The organism is Halomonas sp. 707D4 (assembly GCF_024158685.1).
Taxonomy (GTDB): domain Bacteria; phylum Pseudomonadota; class Gammaproteobacteria; order Pseudomonadales; family Halomonadaceae; genus Vreelandella.
The window spans coordinates 1-1,723 of sequence record NZ_JAMZBD010000572.1 but is presented as its reverse complement, the minus strand read 5'-3'; the positions used below and the strand labels follow the sequence as shown (position 1 = coordinate 1,723).

Annotated in this window: 2 protein-coding genes and 1 pseudogene; 2 read left to right on the top strand and 1 reads right to left on the bottom strand. The window is 63.2% G+C overall.

What is annotated here, in order from left to right; translation table 11 throughout:
* Positions 1-482 (top strand): annotated as a pseudogene (locus tag BIS11_RS16700) (sodium-dependent transporter); the annotation flags it as partial.
* A gap of 56 nt (positions 483-538) precedes the next feature.
* Here BIS11_RS16700 and BIS11_RS16695 read toward each other — a convergent pair.
* On the bottom strand, positions 539-757 hold the full coding sequence (locus BIS11_RS16695; RefSeq protein WP_227390078.1) for a PA3496 family putative envelope integrity protein: 219 nt from the start codon (positions 755-757) through the stop codon (positions 539-541).
* Between the two features lie 262 nt (positions 758-1,019).
* Between BIS11_RS16695 and BIS11_RS16690 the strand changes: the two genes are divergently transcribed.
* On the top strand, positions 1,020-1,723 hold a 704-nt coding region (locus tag BIS11_RS16690), incomplete at its 3' end, for an SIS domain-containing protein (RefSeq protein WP_253586602.1).

The following is a 1,723-nucleotide window of genomic DNA, read 5'->3' as shown; positions in this document are numbered from 1 at the left end:
GTCCGGGGCTGATCTTCGTGACGCTGCCGATCGCCTTCGGCAACATGGTCGGCGGAAGCCTGCTTGGCCTGGCATTCTTCCTGCTGCTCACCTTCGCCGCGCTCACCTCGGCGATCTCGCTGCTGGAGCCGGTAGTGGAAACCCTGGAAGAGCGCACGCCGCTGAGCCGTCTGGGCTCGACGCTGGTGGGTGCCGTGGCGGTGTGGCTGGTCGGCATCGCGGCACTTCTGTCGTTCAACGTCTGGGCGGATGTCTCGATCCTCGGCCTGAACATCTTCGACTTCCTGGACACCTTCACCGGCAAGGTACTGCTGCCGCTGACCGGCCTGGGCGCCATCGTCTTCTACTCGCGCTGCCTGGAAAAAGAAGAGGCGCGTCGCGAACTCGCCATGGACGTCTACGACTACAGCCTGTGGAACCTGCTCACCAAGTACGTGGCACCGCTGGGCGTGATCGTCGTCTTCCTGGCCGGCTTCCTGTAAGCCGTCGCCTCTCAGACCCTTGCCCTGCCTGTGTGCAGGGCTTTTTCGTTCAAGGGCTAGTGGAGTTCGCCTTCCGGCGTCTCCTCGTCCTCCGCGAGCCAGGCGATGTCCCGGGACAGCTTCAAGGACTCTCGATGGCGCTCGATGCCGCGCCGTGCCCGCAGGCTGCGCTGGGCGGCGCTGCGCTGGCGCTGGGAGTGTTCGGTGACCTCGATGCCCATGAGGATATCGAGCAGCTCGCTTTTAACCGAAGTCAATCGTTCGACGTTTTTCATGATCGACGCTCCTCCAGGTGGCAGGTTGATCCCGCCTGCAGCCATGACGCCTGTCATATGATGCAGTGCGGCACGTCATTTCTTACTATAACCTACTTGACAAAATGATGACGCTCCGGCTCTGAAAACCTAAACGGCGTTTAAACGCTGGTGTCGAGCGGCGTATCATCCGTTCATCGGCGGCGCATTACGCCCGCCACTCAGGCATACTGGTGCAAAACGCTGCGTGCATGATCCTGCACCCCATTCGAAGGAGCTCACCGTGAGTCGCGCCCTGTTCGATGAAATGAGACGCCGCATGGAGCACTTTCGCCGCTCCGAGCAAAAAGTCGCCCGCTTCGTGCTGCGAAACCCCGACGAAGTGATCCACATGCGCATCGTCGATCTCGCCACCGAAGCCGGCGTCAGCGAGCCCACGGTGGTGCGCTTTTGCCGGGCACTCGGGTGCAACGGCTTTCAGGACTTCAAGCTCCAGCTCGCCCAGATGCTCGCCTCGGGCAGCCAGTTCGCCCAGTTCTCGATGAACGATAGCGACTCGGTGGCCGAGTTCTCCCACAGCATCTTCGACTCCACCGTGGGTACGCTGCTGTCGGTGCGCGACCGGCTCGACAACGACGCGCTGGGCAAGGCAGTGAATGCACTGGCGATGGCCAACCGGGTCGAGTTCTACGGCTTTGGCGCCTCCGGAGCGGTGGCCTTCGATGCCCAGCACAAGTTCTTTCGCCTGCAGATCTCGACCTCGGCCTACGCCGACCCGCACATGCAGAACATGTCGGCGGTCACGCTCCAGGAGGGCGACGTGGTGGTGGCGATCTCCCAGACCGGGCGCACCCGGGCGCTGGTAGCAAGCGTAAGGCTTGCCCGCGAGGCCGGCGCCACGGTGATCGGGCTCTGCCCGAGCGAGTCGCCGCTGGCCGACGAGGTGAGCCTGCCGCTCTACATCGACGTGCACGAGGACACCGAGAT